At 41.5% G+C, this 18,542-nt stretch carries 18 protein-coding genes; 15 read left to right on the top strand and 3 right to left on the bottom strand.

What is annotated here, in order from left to right; genetic code table 11:
• Nucleotides 1-28 precede the first annotated feature (28 nt).
• The 3 genes from SNE_RS05755 (at nucleotide 29) to SNE_RS05745 (ending at nucleotide 1,864) form a co-directional block, all read left to right on the top strand.
• Nucleotides 29-598, top strand: coding sequence for a YqgE/AlgH family protein (locus tag SNE_RS05755; RefSeq protein WP_013943423.1), 570 nt, complete (start codon nucleotides 29-31; stop codon nucleotides 596-598).
• The gene (locus SNE_RS05750) at nucleotides 598-1,326 is read left to right on the top strand and encodes an amidohydrolase family protein (RefSeq protein WP_013943422.1); all 729 of its coding nucleotides are present in this window, start codon (nucleotides 598-600) and stop codon (nucleotides 1,324-1,326) included. The genes SNE_RS05755 and SNE_RS05750 overlap by 1 nt, the downstream gene beginning before the upstream one ends.
• A 208-nt stretch (nucleotides 1,327-1,534) precedes the next feature.
• Nucleotides 1,535-1,864 (top strand): hypothetical protein, encoded by a 330-nt coding sequence (locus tag SNE_RS05745; protein ID WP_158307215.1) that lies wholly within the window; start codon nucleotides 1,535-1,537, stop codon nucleotides 1,862-1,864.
• Nucleotides 1,865-1,872: 8 nt separating this feature from the next.
• Here the strand turns inward: SNE_RS05745 and SNE_RS05740 are convergent, their stop codons facing one another.
• The 3 genes from SNE_RS05740 to SNE_RS05730 form a co-directional block, all read right to left on the bottom strand.
• A complete protein-coding gene (locus tag SNE_RS05740) occupies nucleotides 1,873-4,029 on the bottom strand; it encodes a hypothetical protein (RefSeq protein ID WP_013943420.1) in 2,157 nt (718 codons plus the stop codon).
• Nucleotides 4,030-4,191: 162 nt separating this feature from the next.
• Nucleotides 4,192-5,010, bottom strand: a complete 819-nt coding sequence (locus SNE_RS05735; RefSeq protein ID WP_013943419.1) for a hypothetical protein — start codon at nucleotides 5,008-5,010, stop codon at nucleotides 4,192-4,194.
• 14 nt (nucleotides 5,011-5,024) lie between these two features.
• The gene (locus SNE_RS05730; RefSeq protein ID WP_013943418.1) at nucleotides 5,025-6,533 is read right to left on the bottom strand and encodes an MFS transporter; all 1,509 of its coding nucleotides are present in this window, start codon (nucleotides 6,531-6,533) and stop codon (nucleotides 5,025-5,027) included.
• A gap of 32 nt (nucleotides 6,534-6,565) precedes the next feature.
• On the opposite strand from SNE_RS05730, the gene SNE_RS05725 reads away from it, so the two are divergent.
• From SNE_RS05725 to SNE_RS05670, 12 genes are all read left to right on the top strand, one after another.
• Entirely contained in the window at nucleotides 6,566-7,456 is an 891-nt protein-coding gene (locus SNE_RS05725; protein ID WP_158307214.1) for a hypothetical protein, read from the top strand.
• Nucleotides 7,457-7,679: 223 nt separating this feature from the next.
• Nucleotides 7,680-9,293 (top strand): peptide ABC transporter substrate-binding protein, encoded by a 1,614-nt coding sequence (locus SNE_RS05720; protein WP_013943415.1) that lies wholly within the window; start codon nucleotides 7,680-7,682, stop codon nucleotides 9,291-9,293.
• 93 nt (nucleotides 9,294-9,386) lie between these two features.
• Nucleotides 9,387-10,979, top strand: coding sequence for a peptide ABC transporter substrate-binding protein (locus SNE_RS05715; protein ID WP_013943414.1), 1,593 nt, complete (start codon nucleotides 9,387-9,389; stop codon nucleotides 10,977-10,979).
• Complete coding sequence (locus SNE_RS05710; protein WP_013943413.1) at nucleotides 10,976-13,024, top strand: hypothetical protein; 2,049 nt, start codon at nucleotides 10,976-10,978, stop codon at nucleotides 13,022-13,024. The genes SNE_RS05715 and SNE_RS05710 overlap by 4 nt, the downstream gene beginning before the upstream one ends.
• Nucleotides 13,025-13,045: 21 nt before the next feature.
• Complete coding sequence (locus tag SNE_RS05705; RefSeq protein WP_041418833.1) at nucleotides 13,046-13,927, top strand: hypothetical protein; 882 nt, start codon at nucleotides 13,046-13,048, stop codon at nucleotides 13,925-13,927.
• Nucleotides 13,928-13,989: 62 nt separating this feature from the next.
• Nucleotides 13,990-14,895, top strand: a complete 906-nt coding sequence (locus SNE_RS05700) for a hypothetical protein (RefSeq protein ID WP_013943411.1) — start codon at nucleotides 13,990-13,992, stop codon at nucleotides 14,893-14,895.
• A complete protein-coding gene (locus SNE_RS05695) occupies nucleotides 14,885-15,511 on the top strand; it encodes a phosphoribosyltransferase (protein ID WP_013943410.1) in 627 nt (208 codons plus the stop codon). The genes SNE_RS05700 and SNE_RS05695 overlap by 11 nt, the downstream gene beginning before the upstream one ends.
• 57 nt (nucleotides 15,512-15,568) lie before the next feature.
• Nucleotides 15,569-15,778, top strand: coding sequence for a hypothetical protein (locus SNE_RS05690; RefSeq protein ID WP_013943409.1), 210 nt, complete (start codon nucleotides 15,569-15,571; stop codon nucleotides 15,776-15,778).
• Between the two features lie 151 nt (nucleotides 15,779-15,929).
• Nucleotides 15,930-16,274, top strand: coding sequence for a hypothetical protein (locus tag SNE_RS05685; protein WP_013943408.1), 345 nt, complete (start codon nucleotides 15,930-15,932; stop codon nucleotides 16,272-16,274).
• Between the two features lie 92 nt (nucleotides 16,275-16,366).
• Nucleotides 16,367-16,846: a DUF2227 family putative metal-binding protein gene (locus SNE_RS05680; protein WP_013943407.1), complete on the top strand. Its 480-nt coding sequence runs from the start codon at nucleotides 16,367-16,369 to the stop codon at nucleotides 16,844-16,846.
• Nucleotides 16,843-17,751, top strand: coding sequence for an ABC transporter ATP-binding protein (locus tag SNE_RS05675; RefSeq protein ID WP_013943406.1), 909 nt, complete (start codon nucleotides 16,843-16,845; stop codon nucleotides 17,749-17,751). Before SNE_RS05680 ends, SNE_RS05675 begins: the two co-directional genes overlap by 4 nt.
• Nucleotides 17,748-18,530 carry an ABC transporter permease gene (locus SNE_RS05670; RefSeq protein ID WP_013943405.1) on the top strand — a complete coding sequence of 261 codons (783 nt, stop codon included), beginning with the start codon at nucleotides 17,748-17,750 and terminating at the stop codon, nucleotides 18,528-18,530. The genes SNE_RS05675 and SNE_RS05670 overlap by 4 nt, the downstream gene beginning before the upstream one ends.
• The last annotated feature ends 12 nt before the right edge of the window (nucleotides 18,531-18,542 follow it).

Here is an 18,542-nt window from a genome sequence, read left to right as displayed (position 1 = left end):
ATGGTATCTCCCAAGTAGGAGGCAAACTATGCAAAAAATTCCTTACTCTGAACTGAAAAAAGGCAGTTTCTTAATTGCAAGTCCCGAAGTCAATGATGGGCTCTTTTTTCGTAGTGTTGTCTTGCTGTGTGACCAAAGCCCAGTTGGCTCCTTTGGAATCATCATCAATAAGTCTCTCGACATGGATGTACCTGAAGAAATGCTCAACTTGGGTGAGCTTGCCGATGCTAACATCAGTATCCGAGCCGGAGGTCCCAACCAACCTAACCAAATCATGCTGATCCACTCTCATAAGCAAGACTCTGATAGCAATCTTAAAATTTGTGAAGGAGTCTACCTTGGAGGAGACCTAGAGTGCATCCATGAAATGACTACATGTCCTGAGCCTCCCTCACTTCTAATGTGTTTGGGATACAGCGGATGGGGAGCAGGACTCCTTGAGCGGGAATTTTTAAGCGGCGCTTGGTACTTACATCCTGCTTCAAAAAAACATGTATTTGAAACCCCTCCAACAATGCTTTGGCAAACGCTTCTGCGCGAAATGGGAGGAAAGTATAAAACTCTTTCTATGATTCCGGAGGACCTTGAACTCAACTAGTGAAGATTTTTGATAGCCATTTTCATTTAATCGATCCTCAATTTCCCCTCTTTGAAAATCAGGGTTTTTTGCCAAAACCATTTCTCTTGTCCGACTACCAAAAATGGATGGAAAAGCTCGAGATTCAAGGAGGTGCTCTTGTTTCGGGATCTTTTCAGCAATTTGACACCTCATACCTCTCTCACTTTCTTCCCAAGCTCGGACCTCAATTCTATGGTGTTGCTCAACTTCCAGCAAGTATTTCAGATGAAGAAATCATGAGGTTAAATCAGGCTGGCGTAAGAGCTGTCCGCTTTAATGTAAAAAGAGGTGGCTCAGAATCTCTTGAGGAATTAGAAAAAATGGCTCATCGGGTCTATGACCTTGCTCGGTGGCATGTGGAACTCTACATCGATGCAAAAGATCTTCCTTCTCTAAATCTCCCTAAAGTGAGTATCGATCATCTAGGGCTATCCGCAGAAGGGCTTCCCTCCTTACTCAAGTGGGTTGAGCGGGGGGCTCGTGTGAAAGCTACAGGTTTTGGAAGGCTCAACTGCAACCCTCTTCCTCTACTCCAGCAGATTCATCAAGTCAATCCTGAGGCCTTGATGTTTGGGACTGACCTCCCTTCTACAAGAGCAAAACGCCCTTTTGAACTCAAGGATGTCGAACTTATTTTGCAAAATTTTTTACAAGAAGACTATGAGCGTCTCTTATGGGAAAATGGCATCTCATTTTACTCTACTTGATTCAAAATTTCTATCTCAGTTATAATGCCATTCATAAATGATGACTTAAGCTTGATTTTTTCAGCTTTAATTGAGTTTTTGATGTCGCAAAAGAATATGTAGCTAGGCTCATCACCAAACTCAATTTTTCTTCGAAAAAATTGCGCTAATTCTGTAATTTATTTTTGATAAATGGTATGATTTCTATAAAAAAGCATTTAAGATGTTAGTGGAAACAGCTAAAACTTTTGAAGTCTCATGCATTACACCGCCGCCGTCAGCCGTTAATACACCCTTTCAAGAATTTGAGGCTGCGAAAGAAAAAGCCGGACAAATTTACTATTTTGCATTAGGCCTGTTGATCCTTTCTACACTCGCATGCATACGCTGTTACGTTATGCCTAACTGCAATCCAAGCGTTAGAAACGCTAGCTATATATCACTTGGATTTACTGTCCTTTTCTTTATTTATGCAATAACCCAAGTTCAGCGCTACGAATTCCCTAAAACAGTCGTGCATTTTCCAGATGTTGTGCCAAAAAGTCCTACCTTCGAATAGGTCTTTTCTCATTTGATCTGAATTTTTTGTAAGAATGGGTAATCAAAAAGTGACTCTAAGTCTTTGATAAGCCCTTTTTGATCTTTCAGAAAAGCTTCACTTAAAACAGTCATCGCACTCATGACTCGACTCAATCGTTGGTAATCTACAAGTCTTTCTCGAACAAGCAAAGAAGGGCCATAAAGCATCCACAAGAAGTGATCTTGTTCTTCTTTGTTGTAAGTTCTCGTTTCGCTCATCATTTTTACCAAAGAATAAAATCCAGCGCTTGTTGTAGGTCCGACATCGACGGCATCTTTACAGGTAAAGCTGAAAAAGTCGGGTTTGACGAGATCGAGAATTTTTAACATCAGGAACTGATAGAAAATTTCGATAAAATCTAAACGCTCTCTTCTAGAAAGAGACTCTTTTGATCCAAAGACTCGTGTATGAATCAAGGGTAATATCTTATCAATAAACTCCTCGAGCTCTTTTTTGGGAATCCGATTGGCAAAAAAGAATCCACATTCTTCTTTTGAAGCAATTTGATCTCGAATCAATGTGAGAAAATCTTTAATATCGCTTAAATCTTTATAGGCATCTGTTTGAAAGTAGAAATCGGTTTTTTTAGGCAAGGTCACAAGAATGAGCTGATTCGTGTACTCAGCTCGACGTGAAAGTTCCTCAAGGGCTTGACAACGGGCATGCTCTTCCCAAGATGTTCGATCTTGTAAATTGAAGAGAAGGTGACATCCCAATTCTTTTTTCTGATCTAAGTAGCGCAAATACCCTTTAAATTCTTCGATAATCTCGGCTTTATTGATATGGTCATGCAACGTTGGGCAAGGCAACCGTAAACATTTTGAGTCAAACGATTGGCTTGAAAACGTAAACTGCAACGAAGGATGGTTTCCCTGATAAATGGGATCAAACCCTTCTTTTTCATCTCTTTCGCGGAAAATATCGAGTGTTTTAAAAAGTGGTCCACTGGGATACCTTTTGAGAACGCTTGCTATAGCATCGTGGATGTCGAGCAAGTCGTTCCAAAAGGTTAGCGGGTCACTTGTTTCACCTCGTGCAATCTCTTGGCCCCCATAGCCTTTTTTTATCAAGTCGTGGATGTAATCGATTAAGTCGTTGCGTTTTCCCACGCGTACGAAAAACGCAAAGCAAAATGCATGAACAAGATGCACTAAAGCCCGCGAAAGTCTATCGGTTTCATTCAAAGAATGAGAAATCAACCGGATATAATCTGCAGATGTGAGAATTTCTCTTAAAAAATACTGGAAATCATGAAAATAACGAGTACAGGTCTTGGTAATCGAGTGTTGCAGTAAATTACGAGGATTGGATGCTAAGAGAAGAGACATCGTCACTTTGTTCATCGTTTGAATGATGGGGATGTCTTGATGTTGCATTGCATCAACATAAAAATCATCTAGCTCATCTTTAATGTCTTCTCGAATTTCATTTGCAACAGCTTGCGCTTCCTTATCGACGAGAACATTGACCCGCAATAAAGGGTCTTCCCCTTCTGCAGCACTGATCACTTCGTCAAAATCACTCACAAGCTTGATGTGACGCAGTAAGTTCCGATTGAAAAACGGCTTTCCATCATCTTGTCGGATATAGAATAATTCGTATTCTTTATCTCTTTTAACAGTATCTAAATCCTTTAATCCAAGCCGTTCAATATCTACAGTAGGGTCTTCAACCCCCCATTCTTCTTCCCAAGCTTCTTCGGTTGCCAAAACTTCTTGGAACCGTTTCACGATCTTATTGAGATAAAACTTTCTAAGATCGGTGTATTCTGAAATTTCCTCAACGTTCCCTTCTTCGTATGTGTGTTTGAAAATTGAGGTGCACTTTCCCAGTTTGTCAGCAGCTTCTCCAGCAAGTACCATAATTGCTTTGACGCCACGTTGCATTTCAATGTCTTGCAATTGTTCTTTTTCTTTCTGGTATATATGCTGGAGATATTTATGAACTGTCTTAAATGTTCCTTTGACCGTTTTGAGCGTTTCTTCTTTTTCTGTTTGTTTGAGATTCTTAAACTTTTGCAGGTTGTCTTTTACACCACGCTCGACACCTTCAGCTGTTGATTCAATATCAACCTCTGCGATGCTAGACAGATTGTCTACAGCATCCATAATGGTCATTTCATCTGACGTTAAGCCCTTCTTCATAGCGCTGCCTTCTTTTTGCGGTCCCCTAAATTTATTATGAACCGACCTCTCTTTTATTATCAATTTTAATTATAAAAGAATAATAATTAAAAGTTTAGTACAAACTTATAAAAGTTAATTAATTATGAATTATTAATATATAAATTATTAATTATTAATAGCTTATTGAATTATGATTTCTCTCTGAACCACGTTGAAATAGCCTGGAACGAGCTTGTCGTTTTGATCGATCAGCTCCAATTTGATCTGATGAATCCCTTTTGGGAGACCATATAGATAGTAAGGAGCCCATGTCGTAAGGGTGCGGGAGAGTTTCCCGTCTATATAGAGACGAACCTTGTAACCATCTGGCGAAAGCTCACAATTTGTGAGGAAAAAGTCGAGTAAAATGGGATCAGACTCATGCAGAGGGTATCTTCCTTGGGGTTCATTATAGGTTAGATAGGGTTTCTTCAGGTCGACTTCTAGATTATCGGTCTTTTTTCGGTCCTGAAAGTAAAAGATTTCTGCCGCAAAGCATCCATCACCCTTCAAGCTCTCTCCATAAGAGCGCGCAGGAAAAGCGCGAATAACATGTTGGCCTGGCTTGAGGTTGAAGGGAATCGCAAAACTCATGATTTTATCGTAAAATTCCCGATTTTCATCGAATGAATCTTCAACAGCTTGGTGAAAAGCAAGATAAGGCTCATTGTCGATGATGACGTGAATGCTTTGCCCATCAGGATCATTGAATATCTGCCCTGCTCGGTCATTTTGGGTCATCGTTCCTAAGGGGAAGCCCTCTATCCTCATCTGAACGTTCACAGGATTCTTCCGCTTGTTTTCATAGGGCCTTGGAAAGATCAACCTTAGTACGATCGTGTTAGACTCAGGAGAAGGCGAAACCTGGACAACTCGTAACTCCTTATCTTTTGCAAAACTAAGGGAACAAGAGAGAAAAAAAAGGGATAGTAGTAGTTTCTTCACCATAAAGCTATCCATAATCGACAAAGCAATTATTTTCTAGCCACGGATTTGAAAAAAAACGCCCCTACAAGTAAAGCCACAAGCGCAACAACCCCTGCAAATAAGTTGGTCCACGAAAAAGCAAGAGCTGTCGCCTTATAGAGGCTCGATTTGACGAGACTCGCAATAGGCGGCGACAACTGATCCATTGCTTCAACAGCAGCGGGAAGGTCTGCAAGGTATCCATCATAGTGGGAAGGATCAAGCTTGCTTGTCAATCTGTTTGTCTTCAAAAATTTGAAAAACGCATCTTCTTGCAAGTTATACTGAAGAGCTCCCAAGATCGCCACTCCAATCGTTGCTCCAGTGAACCGGATCATATTGTACATCCCTGTCGCAACGCCTGTCTTGCTTTTGGGAACACTTCCGAGGGTTGTGGTACTTGCAGGCGTCATAACAAAAGCAATCCCTGACCCAAATGCAAGAAGTGCAGGAGTCAAAAGGTGGATATCATGAGACTGTGAAAAAAAGAAAAACCAAACAAAGCAAAAGATAGCCAAGCTAAAACCAATCACGATGGGGAGACGTGGCCCAAAATGATCGTTGATTGTTCCGCTTATTGGCGCAACAATCATCAAAGGTATTGTCGCAATAGCTGTGTAAAGTCCAGCATCAATCGGCGAATAACCCAAGACCTTTTGAAAAAAGATAGGCCAGAACACCGTGATCATCAGAATAAACTGAGAACAGAAAATCAGAGTGGTTCCACTAATAAAAATAGGATTTTTAAACAAGTTGAAGTCAAAAAATGGCTCCTTAGCAAACCGATCTAAAAAGCGAGCCGCGATGATAAAAGCTACGGCAAAGAAAAAAAGAGTTAGTATGATCGGCGATCCCCATCCCCAACTCTTTCCTTGCATCAACGCTAGAGTGAAGCAAAAAAGACCGATTGAGGTCGTAATAAACCCAATAAAATCGAACTTTTCATCTAATTTTTCAGATTTTGGAACCGATTTCATCGTCATAGTGATTCCCAAGGTGGCAATCGGAAGATTACACCAAAAAGACCACCTCCAAGAAAGGAGCTCAGTAAACAGCCCCCCAATAAAAGGTCCAATTGAAAGAAATAGAGAAGCAATTGCCACCATAATTCCAATGGCTTTTCCCCGCTGCTTTAACGGAAAGACATGGATTAAAATCGACATAGCAGCAGGTGACATCATCGCTCCCCCCATCCCTTGAATACCGCGACTCATGATAAGCCACAAGCCACTTTGGGCAAGTCCTCCTCCGATCGAAGCACAAGCATAGACAATCATCCCAATGCAAAAAAAGCGACGGTGACCAAACAAATCTCCCAAACGCCCCCCTGCAATAACAAATACAGCCGTAGATAAAAGGTAACTATTAATGATCCACTGAAGAGTGATTGGACTGACTATCAACTCTCTTTCAATGGTTGGGAGGGCAATTGGTAGAAGCGTCGTATTGAGAAACACCATTGAAATGGCACACGTCATCGAAAATAAGACAAAAAGCCGCTCTTTAGTCCATGCCACGTCCAAATTGACTTACCTCACATGTTTAGGTTATGATAGCTCTACCGATGAAACTTCAAACATATAGTAAATTTTTCCTTTTTCTCCTCCTCTTTTTTGGCGTCGAGCGGCTTTGTCATCGAGCAACAGACGGATTTGCCATGGTCAATGTCTATCCGCCCCAAGGGGATTACTCAGCTTGGGAAGCAGTAGAACCCTTTCCACACGAAATATCCATGTTAGACCAACCTTTTCACTACCTGAATTCTGGTAGCCAAAGTTACGTGTTTCTCTCCGAAGACGGAGAGACCATCTTAAAACTCTTCAAATTCCAGCACATGCGCATCCCCCCTTGGCTAGAGTTTCTTCCCCTACCCAATTCTTTGTCTCACAAGAGGGATAAGAAGCGACTTCAAAAAAGAAAAACACTAGAAAGCGCATTAAGCAGCTATCAAATTGCTTTTGAAAAACTGCGAGAGGAAACAGGTATTCTTTATTTTTCAACTCATTTTGGGAAAAAAATCACCATCTACGACAAGATTGGCAAAAAGCATATCGTTGATCTTCGTCATACAGCCTTCGTTCTCCAGAAAAGAGCCACCCTTGTTTACGACACCATTGATACTTGGATGGGCCATGGACAGCGAGAAATAGCTGAGCAGGGGCTTCGAGATCTACTTCAACTTGCCTTAGCCCGATGTCAAAAAGGAATTTTTGACAAAGATCCCGATTTTTCAACAAACTTTGGATTTGTCAAAAACCGCCCCGTTCAAATTGATGTGGGCCGCCTCACCCTAGATGAGGAAGAAAAAAAGCCTGAGATTTATCAAAACGAAATGATCCGCATCACACGGGATTTCCAGAAGTGGATCGCACTCAATCATACAGAACTCCTTCCTATTTTTGATGAAGAAATTGAAAGAATCACTACAAGTGCTCCATAACAAAAAATTCCCTAGCTACTTTAACCATCTTTTCAGTGCCTTTTCCTCTCTTAAAACCTTCCCTTGTCTCATGGACAATGTGGTCGATTTTAGGAGAGAAAAATTCAGCGAAAATCTGGGTCAAATTAGCTAGGGAATTTTTTGTTATGAAGCACTAGCTCTTTAAATCAATCCTCCCGTCACTTATAATTATTCCATTCCTTTTTTAGATATTTGGAATCTGATGAAAACATATAAAACCATACTGCTGCTAGCCATCCTTTCACTTTTCCTTTTAACTTTAGTAGGATGCAACAAACAGTTTTCATCTAAAAAACCACGCAAAATTAAAGAAGTTCGGACAAACTTTATCTACAGTCCCTTTACTTTAGACCCACGGAAAAGCACTGATCCCGTTTCCAATGCCCTTCACTTTATGCTTTATGAAGGATTGACTCGCCTTGAACCTGACGGAACGCTTTCTTTTGCCTTAGCAGATTCCATTGAAATTTCTAAAAACCGGAGAGTTTATACCTTTTATCTCAGAGAGTCTTACTGGTCCGATGGGACACCTCTCACAGCAAAAGATTTTGTCGCTTCTTGGAAAGCCCTTCTCTCCCCCGACTTCCCTTCTCTCACAGCGCATCTCCTCTTCCCGATTAAAAATGCTGCTCAAGCTAAAAAGGGACTTTGTTCTTTAAAAGAAGTCGGCATCTATGCTCCTGATGAATCGACTTTAATCGTCGAACTTGAAAGACCTACTCCCTACTTTATGGAACTGACGGCTTATGCAACATTTTTTCCCGTCCCCAATGGTGGAAAAGAAGTTGAACTTCCTAAAAAGGGATCACCTAAACTCGTCTCAAACGGACCTTTTGAACTTGCATCGTGGAAAAATGATGATGAAATTGTCGTCCGAAGAAACGATGCTTTTTGGAACGCAAAAGCTGTGAAGATCGATCTTTTGCGCATGACGATGATTGCCGATGAAGGAACTGCCCTAAAACTTTTTGAAAAGGGAGATCTCGATTGGATTGGAGGACTCATTTCTCCATTACCCCTTGACGCCGTCTCCTCTCTTTCTCTTATTGAAGAGATTCAAATGCGTCCAATTGCTGGAACTAACTTTTGTGCCTTTAATACAACACTCTCACCCTTCAACAATGTTCACATCCGCAAAGCATTTTCCTATGCAATCAATCGGCAACTCATTATTGATAATGTTACCCAGATGTTAGACGAAGTCGCCACAGGCCCCGTTCCTTCTGTCTTGAAAGGCTATGTAGAAAGCCGTTTCTTTACCGACGCTAACAAAGAAGAGGCTCAAAAAGAGTTTGCGTTAGGACTCAAAGAACTTGGAATCAAAAAAGAGAATTTTCCCAAACTCACCTACTCATTTTTCTCTTCTGAACTCCAAAAAAAGCTTGCTTTAGCTCTTCAAAGTCAATGGCGAGAGGTCTTAGGTGTTGAAGTCTCTCTAGAGGCTTCCGAACTCAAGGTTTTTTTAGATAAACTTCGTCAACGTCATTTCGACTTTGCTCAAATGTCTTGGGTTGCACAATTTTATGACCGGATGAGTTTTCTCGAACGTTTTTTAGAAAAAGACTCCTATCGCAACTATAGCGCTTGGGAAAATATCCGTTTTCAAGAGCTCATTCGGAGCTCTTTTTCAGTGATTTCTCCTGAAAAAAGAGCCCGCATTCTTGAACAAGCAGAACAGCTAATCGCCGAAGAAATGCCCATTGCTCCTCTCTACCATTATAACGCTCTCTATCTAAAAAATCCCAATTTGAAGAATGCCCAAATTTCTCCACTTGGTCATGTCGATTTTCGCTACTCTGACATGATACTCAAATAACTAACAAGTTAACTAAATCTAAAAAGCATCTTAATGGTTTACAAATAATCGGCACTTGTATACGTTGCTGAAATTTCCATCCAACAGGAGGATATGATGAAAAAAATAGCCATTTTATTCACCCTTTTGGCTTGCTTGATTGTTGGGTGCCATTCTTCTCCAAAGAAGCCTAAGCAAATGCTGCGCATCAATTTTCTAAGCGACCCTCCGACTTTAGATCCACGCAAAGGAGGAGACCCCACCTCTTCAACTGTTCAGTTCATGCTTTTCGAAGGGTTGACTCGAATGTCCCCTCATTCTTCTGCTGAGCTCGCATTGGCAACAAAAATTACAACATCTGAAGACCGCACTATCTACACCTTCCATTTGCGCGAAACCTATTGGTCCGATGGACACCCCGTCACGGCTTACGATTTTGAAGCTGCTTGGAAAAAAATGCTCGATCCCACTTTTCCAGCGCCAAATGCCCATCTTCTCTATCCGATTAAAAACGCCAAAGCTGCCAAAGAAGAGCTTGTTTCCCTGGATGAAGTCGGCCTCCGTGCACTTGATGCACAAACATTTGAAGTCACCCTAGAAGGTCCGACTCCCTATTTTTTAGAATTGATTGCATTTTGCGTTTTTTTTCCCGTCCCATCGCACATTGTTGAAACGCATCCTGAATGGGCCGACAAAGTTAGCCCTCACCTCGTCACAAACGGTCCTTTCATTTTAAAAGAGTGGAAAATTCACGATAAGCTGATTCTTGAAAGAAACCCTTCTTATTGGGAGGCTCGAGATGTAGGGCTTGATGGGATTCATATTTCTCTGATCGAAAGCGAGTCTACTGCTTTGCAACTCTATGAAAGAGGAGAGCTCGATTTTCTTGGACTCTTAACTCCTCTTCCCCTAGATAGTATTCAAGATCTCAAACAAAAAGGGTGGCTTAAGAAAAATCCTTTAGGAGCCACAACATACTGCAGTTTTAACGTCAATCACACCCCTTTCACAAACCCTGATATTAGGAAAGCTTTTGCGTATGCAATCAACCGCGAAGCTATCGTAAAGCACACGACACAGCTCGATGAAGAAGTTGCCAGTGGGCCAATTCCGTCTATTTTAAAGTACCATATGAAAGAGACTTTTTTTGCTGATGCTAACGAACAATTGGCTCGCTACCATCTTCGGAAAGGGCTGCAAGAGTTGGGACTGAATAAAAGTGACTTAAGCAAATTGACATTCATGTATCTAGAAGGAGATGCTCCGAAAAAGGTCGCTCAAGCCCTCCAACAACAGTGGAATAAAGTTCTTGGTATTCGAGTCAATTTAGAGTGCTACACCTTCAAAGTTTACCTCGACAAGCTCTTTCGACGTGATTATGAATTTGCTTTCACTCGTTTTGTGATCCAGTACAATGACATCATGAATATTCTCGACCTCTATAAATTTCGCGACAACCCAAAAAACTATCCCGGATGGGAAAACCCTGAGTACACCAAACTCTTAGATCACTCAATGCGCATTGAAGACCCAAAAGAGCGGATTGCTTTCTTGAGACAAGCAGAACAAATTTTGATAAATGAGATGCCCATTGCACCCATCTACCATTGGAACCAAGTTTACTTGTGTCAGCCTCGGCTTAAAGGAATGTACATCTCTCCAATTGGCTCGATTCATCTCGGAAATGCCTACCTGGAGGCAGAATGAAAATTGACTTCTTGAAAATTAAATCGGGATTTAACGCCCCGAAAGGAAATAAACAAGGTTTTGACTCTTACGTCTCCTCCATAGAAAAACTCGTGAAAGAGATGATTCCAAAAGATCTATTCGATACAGAAGTCTCCCCTCCCCACTTTCTTTCTTATGAATCGTATTTTCAAAAGCTAGGAGAATCCCTCCCTCTTATTAAATGGTCTTCGTTCGAAGAAGCGCCGTGTAGTATATCGATCGCAATTCTCTGCAGCGCAGAATATACACACGGAACTGGACGTTTTTTTCTCGACACCATGGCTCGCAGCCTGATTCCAGGAAAACAACTTCCTATCACCGCAATTCGATCCCTTAATTTTCGATTTATCATCTATCCAAAAGACCGTTATTTTATCACTGAAATCTTCATCGACATTGAAAATGAACGAGACCTCTATCAAATCAGGCAAGCACTTCCCCGTTTAGCTGAAGAAATTCGTTTGACTTTACTTGCAACACAGCATGCGCGCAAAATCGTTTTGGCAAAGCCTTTAACTATGGATGAAAAACGGATGGTTCTTTTAGAAAATCTTTCGTCTCTTGTCAAAAGACCAGATGATCAGCATGACCCTAACATCTTAGAAGAAACGCATCATCTTCTCTTAAAAGTGGCTCACCATGAAACACCTTCCCAAATTCCCGATCACCTGCTCCCGCTGATTGAAGAACGTCCGCAAGCCTTTGACCACAACATGTTCCAAGGAATTCAATCCTTGATTTTGATGTTTGGGGAAAACATGATTTCGAAAAGAGATGTTGGGCATCTCTATCGCACCTTGTCATATTTGTATCTCTTCCGTAAAAACATCAGTCATCGCCTTAAAATCAAAGAAAATGAGCATTTGATTTCAATCAAAGTTCTCCGAACAACGATCACCCCTAAAACCCCGGTTTTAGCCGTACTCATCTGTCTGAATTTTAAGAGCGAGCAAGAAAATCTCGATCAGAAAAAACTGATTCAGGTGATCCAATCCCACCTCCCCTATAGCCGCCTTGTCGAAGACTCTCTCATCACCTCGAAAGACAAAGACCGGATCTGCATGCTCTATTTAGAGATGGTGCAAGAAGACGGGCGTCCCTTTGCGCAAGCACATGTCAAAGAACTTAAGAAAAAACTTCCAAAAGAGATACACTCTCTCTACCGTTTTTCCGAAGTCCATCGCACCCATGATGCGAATGAAGAAGAAGTTGTGCGCAATATTCTTACCCTTAGTAAAGAGCTCAAAACTCCACAAGACCCACCGCCTGTTATCATTCATTTTGCGAGTGAAACAGAAAAAATAGTTACTTTCACAGTCATTTTGGTCTGCTTAAATTCTAAAAAGATCTATTTCGAAAATAGCCCACATATGAAGGTCCTGTCGCATCAAAGCAAAATTGCAGGCATTCTCAATAAACGTCACTTGCAGCATGCTCATGTCTTAGAGCTAGAGCTCGAAAAAGAGTCTTTCACCGATGAAAATGGAAAATTTAGCCTCTATGAAGCTCGAAAATCCATCCTCTCCTATTTGAAAAAATCTTTTGGACCCATGCGAGACTTCAACAGTGGCATGATAGTCAAACAGTACGAAAACCTCTCCAAACTCAAAGCTATCGTTCTTCCTACTCCACTTGTTGAAAAATTTTTCTACTCGATCGCACCAGGATACATGCAAAGCCTCCTATCAACTGAAACCCTCAAAATCCACTATGAGATGCTTCTCAAAAGCCTTGAAGTCTCTTTTGAAAAGGTTCCCTATCACCTATTTTCTGACACAACGGATGAAGAACTTCTTCTCATGATGAGCTCTCCCTTTGACGAACTCATCGATCAAATAAAACAAGAAACGGTCTCTCTCCTCTCCTCCTCGACAAATCTCACAACATCTGATGTCTCTATCAATGGAATACGAGTGCTTGGTCTCATCTTCTCTGTGGAAGACCCCTCTCTTAGACAAGAGTTTTTGAATCAAATCATTTCCCTCATCAAATCGCTTGACCCCGGTGTAGCTTCAACTTTATAATTGTAGCTTATGAAAACAAAAATGCTCCAACTGCTCTCTGCATGCTCTCTCCTCCTAGCCTTCTCAGGCTGCGAAAGGCCAAAAGGATTCACTCTAAAGAAAATCCAGTCCTACTATGACAATGACCCCCGCTGGGAAACTACCTCTTTATCTGCTTCACATGAGTCTCAACTCAAAGAACTCTTTGCCCACCCCTTCACCTACCTTGGAAGTGGAAACCACTGCTATGCCTTTCTTAGTGAAGACGAACAGTATGTTTTGAAATTTTTTAAACAAAAGCACATGCGCACCCAATCTTTCATCGACTTTCTTCCCATGCCTGCGAAAATGGTTTTGTATCCCAAGAAAAAGTACTTACGCCGCAAACGAGAACGTGACAAATCCTTCACGAGTTACAAAATCGCCTACGAGCATCTTAAAAAAGAGACCGGGCTGTTTTACTTGCATCTCAACAAAACAGATCAGTTCCATCAAGAGGTGATCTTGGTTGACCAAAATGGACAAAGGCAAATCGTCCCCATCGACCAAATGGAGTTTTTAATTCAGAAAACAGCAGAAGTCGGGTACAAAAGATTAGACCTCCTTTTTTCCTCTGGGAAGCGAGAAGATGCCTTAGAAAGCATCGCCTCACTTTTGACAGTTATCACGAGGCGCATGGAAAAGGGGTACTTCGATAAAGATCTCCAATTCTTCAAAAACTTTGGTTTCATCGACAATCAAGCAATTGAAATTGACATTGGAGAGTTGTGTCCTCTTGAGAAACGTAAAAGTGCCAAGGAAATGCGCGACGAGCTCTCTCACGTCTCCCACCAATTGCTAGACTGGACAGTAGCCCATCATCCAGAATACGAATCTGATGTGGCAACCCTCATTAAGGACATGATTAACCAAATCAGAGAGTAACTATGAGACTATCCTGCTATTCAAATCATGTTTACATGTCAATTTTATGGTGAGTTAGCATCATGAAAAAAAGGCTCTTTATCTCCTGCGCTCTCTTTTCACTCACACTTTTTGCCTCTCTTTTCCTCTACGTGAACTTTATCAAACGCACTAAGGGGTTTTGCCTCAAAAAAATCGTTTCCTATCACGAATATCATCCCAAGTGGGACATTGGTCCTTTAACTTCCGAGCAAGAAAGTCTTCTCAATGAGATCAGCTCCCAAACCTTTCGCTACCTGGGGAGTGGCAAAGAATGCTACGCGTTTGAAAGTGAAGATGGAAAACTCGTCCTCAAGTTTTTTAAACAAAAACACATGCACATCCGTTCTATCTTTAACGTTTGGCCTTTCACGAAAATTCCCTACCTTAACATGATTCAGTCAGCAAAAGTCGAAAGACGGACTCATTTGCGCAATCAAACCTTCATGAGTTACCTCATTGGCTACAACCACTTTTCCGACCGAACAGGCCTTCTTTACCTCCATTTAAATAAAACCCATAACCTCCATCGAAAAGTCACTCTTCTCCCCATCAATGGTGGAAAAGTCACCGTTGACTTAGATAACATGGAATTTCTCGTTCAAAGAAAAGCCATCACCGTTTTGAATTACCTAGATCATCTTCTTCAAGAAAACAAAATGAAAGAGTGTAAACAGGCGATTGGCTCTATTCTCGACCTTCTCATTACGCGAAGCAAAAGCGGCATCTCCGACTTTGATAACAACTGCAACCGGAACATTGGATTCATGGATGGACGCGCCTCACTCATAGACGTTGGAGAATTCCGATTAATCCCCCCAACCTATCCAACTGCAAGCGAATTCTATGACGCCACTGATGACCTTAAAGAGTTCCTTTCAAAGCGTTATCCCGAACTTGAAGAATTCCTCGAAATTCAGATCCAAAAGAGAATCCGCCATGATTTATAAAGATCGAAAAGATGCTGGAGCTAAACTTGCGGAAAGGCTCAAAGAGTACAAAGAAAGCCCAGATGTCTTGATCTTAGGACTTGCTCGTGGAGGAGTTGTCTTAGCAGCAGAAATCTCGCGGATTTTAAAACTCCCATTCGATCTTGTCATGACTCGAAAAATTGGAGCCCCATTTAATCCTGAACTTGCTCTCGGAGCCATCTCCGAAACTGGGAAGGGCTACTTTAATGAATCGTTGATTCAAGCACTTGGCGTCTCCAAAACCTATCTAGAGGAAACCATTCAAACTGAAAAAAAAGAAGCTGCAAGGCGACTTACTCTCTATAGAAAGGAGCGACCAGCACCCTCTATCAAGGGGAAAATTGTCGTTCTTGTCGACGATGGGATTGCAACAGGGGCCACCATGATGGCCGCAGCCCTTTCTACTAAAAGCGAGGGCGCCAAAAAAATTGTTGTTGCCATTCCTATCGCTCCACCCAGTTCTCTCGAATTTTTAAACCCTGCCGTCGATCAAATTATTTGTTTAAACCCGGTGGAAGACTTTATGGCAGTCTCTCAATTTTACGAGGCATTTCATCAAGTTGAAGATGCTGAAATTGTTACGCTTCTTCATTGATTTTTACCCTTAAAGCGAGTAAAATTCCTTCTAGGAAAACAATTTTTTAGGTAATCGATGACACATTCCATTCAAGCTCAAAAAAATTCTTTTCATAGAGAATTAGAAGGCAATGCTCACCTTCAAAAGCAGCTCTATGTATGGAGTGGAATGAAAATGCTTGAAAAACAACTTGCCCAAATTCATCCAATCACATCAGATACCACACTCCTCACTCATCTGAGCACTCTTTTATCAAATCTTGAATTTAAAGAAGATTTGATCTAAAATTTTCTCCACTAACCTGAACCCTGGATTTATTTTTTAGTCTCAGGAGAGAGTTTTCATAAATTCTTGGTATTTTTTTAGATGGCAGGGCCAAGTGGTCCATTCTGAGGGAAAAAACTTAAAATTCAGGTTCCATTATTGGAGAAATATCATGGTTGATATCAGCAGTCAGACAACAGCATCTCTAACAGTTAGCTCGGTTGAAGAACTCTTAAAACTTTCAAATGAATTTGGGAAAAAACTCTCTGATCTTTCAGGTAGTTTATGGTTATGGCGCATTGCCACTGTAACAACACTTGCGCTTGGTATCCTTACTTCAATTGCAGCTGTGACTTCGTCTCATGAAGATGAACGCTCTTTTGCGGTTTTAGTTGCTATAGTATCTTCCCTATTATTTATCTATTCGGTGATTCGATGGTCTAGTATTTCCGGTCAGATCTCTCATGTGAGTTTCTTACACCAGCGCGCCATCGAACTGATTGGTTTTCCATCTTGAAATCATTCAAATCCTCAACCAACTTCAAAAATTGTTTGATTCTATCAACACCCATGTTTAAAAAAAATTTCCAAGATGTTAAACTTTGAATTATGTCTCAGTATAAAGAACATTCAAAGTTTAACATCTTCGTAGCCCTTCCAGTGCTCCTAGCTGTAGCCTTTTACTTCTTACACCCCCATTACTATTTGCTCCTCACCTTTGCCGGAACATTTACTTATAGCACTCTCTTCATGAGTCCAGACATGGATCTTGCTTACCAGATCCGTCTCTTTTCGTTGCGAGGTTTATTTAGTCTTCCCTTTCGCTCTTATGCTCAATTTTTTAGCCACCGTGGACTATCCCATCACGTCATTTTTGGATCTGCAACAAGGATTCTTTGGCTCGCTGCTTGGGGCTGCTTACTCTTTCTTGTCATCTATAAAACTCTGCCCACTCAGTCATCCTTACTCAAGTTTTACAAACAGTATGAGCTTTACATCTTATATGGCCTCGCTGGAATCTGTCTTGCCGACTGGTGTCACCTTCTCCTCGACCGGAAAGAACTCAAAAAGAAAAAAGGGCGGCGATGAAAAATCCCGATCCTCTCCTCGTCAAAAATCTGACCAAAAAATATAGCTCCAAAACAGCCGTCGACCAAGTCTCCTTTTCGATTCAGCCTGGAGAGGTTTTTGGTCTTCTCGGCCCGAATGGAGCTGGAAAAACGACAATCATTTCGACAATCATGACCCTTCAAAATGCTACCAGCGGCACCATTGAAGTCTTTGGCATCAACCCTGAGTTAAAACCTAAAACAGCAAAAACATTCATTGGCTATGTTCCTCAAGAGCTCGTCCATCATGGCTTTTTCAATGTAGAGCAAATTCTCTTCTATCATGCTCAATATTATGGAATCCAAAAAAAGATGAGTGATTTCTCATATCTCCTCCACAAACTCGACCTCTACGTTCACCGCAAAAAAATGGTCAACCAACTCAGTGGTGGGATGAAAAGACGACTGATGATTGCGAAAGCACTTATTCATGAGCCTAAGTTGCTTCTTCTCGATGAACCCTCAGCAGGTGTCGATCTCGAATTGCGCAATTCGCTTTGGGAGTTCATTCATGAACTCAAAAGCAAAAACATTTCGATCTTGCTCACCACTCACTATCTTGAAGAAGCTGAGCAACTCTGCGATCGGATCGGAATTCTACAACATGGACGACTTAGGCGCGTCGACAAAGTCGATGCCTTGCTTGAGCAGCACTCCTCAAAGCGTGTTTCGCTCATGCTCAAAACGCCCAAAACATCTTTTTCTCATCCCCTTCTAGAATCGATTGATGCCACCTATCTTCATTTCCGGATTCCACCCAAAATGGGCATCCAGGAACTGTTAGCCAAAATCGCGATCCCCTATGATGAAGTTCTCGATCTCCAGGTCGAGCCTGGCACATTAGAGGATGTGATGGAAAATATCCTAAACAGCGAGGAAGAATGAGCTCTCTTATTCAACTGAAAGGCTTATTTATCCGTGAAGTTGCCCGCTTTTTTAAAGTACCCCTCCAAACAATTGGCGCTCCCATTGTCAACTCTGCGCTCTACTTAATGATCTTTGGGGTCAGTTTAGGCAATTCGATTCGCTCTCCTGATGAGGTTCCCTACCTTGCTTTCCTCATTCCAGGGCTCATTGCCATGTCAGTCATCAAAAATGCTTTCGACAATTCAACTAGCGCTATCATGGGCCCTAAGTACGTCAATGAACTTCAAGATCTCCGCACTGTCCCCCTATCGAGGCAACAAATTGTTTGGGCAAAGACCTTAGCCTCTCTTGTCAGAGGATTGCTCGTGGGCCTCATCACTTATCTCGTTGGCCAAACGTTTTTCTTTTTCACAGATGGACATATGTTAACCATTGCCCATCCTATCATCTTATCCTATTTTCTTATCGTTGGAGGGCTTTCTTTTGGTTTTCTAGGTGTAGCAATCGGCATGTTGTCTCGCAGTTTTGAACATATTGGGGCTGTAAGCGCTCTTATCCTTCTCCCTCTCATTTACCTTGGAGGGGTCTTTTTCACTTTGAAAAACCTCCACCCTTTCTGGCAAACAGTCTCTCACTTCAATCCTCTTTTTTACATCATCAATGGCGTGCGAGAAGGAATCTTAGGAAACACTGATATCAACTTCTTCCCTGCAGCCATCTTCACCTTTGCCCTTTTTCTTGTGACCTATTTTTGCGCAGATTTCAGTCTGAGGAAAGGGACCCACTACTTACGTTAAGAACGAGAACTC

Origin of the sequence: Simkania negevensis Z (assembly GCF_000237205.1) — a bacterium.
In the GTDB taxonomy this organism is placed as follows: domain Bacteria; phylum Chlamydiota; class Chlamydiia; order Chlamydiales; family Simkaniaceae; genus Simkania; species Simkania negevensis.
This window is presented reverse-complemented; position numbering and strand designations above follow the sequence as displayed.

Excerpts from the sequence above, each read along its gene's own strand:
- SNE_RS05735 (WP_013943419.1), bottom strand. The coding sequence starts at position 5,010 with ATGGATAGCTTTATGGTGAAGAAACTACTACTATCCCTTTTTTTTCTC.
- SNE_RS05675 (WP_013943406.1), top strand. The coding sequence starts at position 16,843 with ATGAAAAATCCCGATCCTCTCCTCGTCAAAAATCTGACCAAAAAATAT.
- SNE_RS05725 (WP_158307214.1), top strand. The coding sequence starts at position 6,566 with ATGATAGCTCTACCGATGAAACTTCAAACATATAGTAAATTTTTCCTT.
- SNE_RS05715 (WP_013943414.1), top strand. The coding sequence starts at position 9,387 with ATGATGAAAAAAATAGCCATTTTATTCACCCTTTTGGCTTGCTTGATT.
- SNE_RS05700 (WP_013943411.1), top strand. The coding sequence starts at position 13,990 with ATGAAAAAAAGGCTCTTTATCTCCTGCGCTCTCTTTTCACTCACACTT.
- SNE_RS05690 (WP_013943409.1), top strand. The coding sequence starts at position 15,569 with ATGACACATTCCATTCAAGCTCAAAAAAATTCTTTTCATAGAGAATTA.
- SNE_RS05710 (WP_013943413.1), top strand. The coding sequence starts at position 10,976 with ATGAAAATTGACTTCTTGAAAATTAAATCGGGATTTAACGCCCCGAAA.
- SNE_RS05670 (WP_013943405.1), top strand. The coding sequence starts at position 17,748 with ATGAGCTCTCTTATTCAACTGAAAGGCTTATTTATCCGTGAAGTTGCC.
- SNE_RS05680 (WP_013943407.1), top strand. The coding sequence starts at position 16,367 with ATGTCTCAGTATAAAGAACATTCAAAGTTTAACATCTTCGTAGCCCTT.
- SNE_RS05720 (WP_013943415.1), top strand. The coding sequence starts at position 7,680 with ATGAAAACATATAAAACCATACTGCTGCTAGCCATCCTTTCACTTTTC.
- SNE_RS05695 (WP_013943410.1), top strand. The coding sequence starts at position 14,885 with ATGATTTATAAAGATCGAAAAGATGCTGGAGCTAAACTTGCGGAAAGG.
- SNE_RS05705 (WP_041418833.1), top strand. The coding sequence starts at position 13,046 with ATGCTCCAACTGCTCTCTGCATGCTCTCTCCTCCTAGCCTTCTCAGGC.
- SNE_RS05740 (WP_013943420.1), bottom strand. The coding sequence starts at position 4,029 with ATGAAGAAGGGCTTAACGTCAGATGAAATGACCATTATGGATGCTGTA.
- SNE_RS05755 (WP_013943423.1), top strand. The coding sequence starts at position 29 with ATGCAAAAAATTCCTTACTCTGAACTGAAAAAAGGCAGTTTCTTAATT.
- SNE_RS05685 (WP_013943408.1), top strand. The coding sequence starts at position 15,930 with ATGGTTGATATCAGCAGTCAGACAACAGCATCTCTAACAGTTAGCTCG.